This is a genomic window from Chryseobacterium sp. SIMBA_029 (assembly GCF_046535275.1).
Taxonomy (GTDB): Bacteria; Bacteroidota; Bacteroidia; order Flavobacteriales; family Weeksellaceae; genus Chryseobacterium.
This window is the reverse complement of sequence record NZ_JAWRXA010000649.1, coordinates 1-250: the sequence shown is the minus strand read 5'-3', so window position 1 is coordinate 250 and position 250 is coordinate 1. Positions and strand designations below refer to the sequence as shown.

1 pseudogene is annotated in these 250 nt (G+C 40.8%); it reads left to right on the top strand.

The window, feature by feature from the left end:
* Window positions 1–250, top strand: a pseudogene (locus SB679_RS25570) (spore maturation protein); the annotation flags it as partial.

The window sequence follows — 250 nt, the reverse complement described above, 5'->3', positions numbered from 1 at the left end:
ATGTTTCTTTGCCTCCACGCAGGTGGAATGACATTGATTCCTGTATCAATCATTGCTATCAGGGCTTCTATGGGTTCCAAAACCCCTACCGATATTTTTCTGCCGTGTATGATCGCTACTTTTGCTGCAACTTTAGCTGCGATGATTATTGTTTCTCTCTACCAAAAGATCAATCTTCTTCGTCCTGTAGTTATTGCTTATGTAGGTGGAATCTCGGCAATTATTGGATTATTGGTGGTGTATTTGGTAC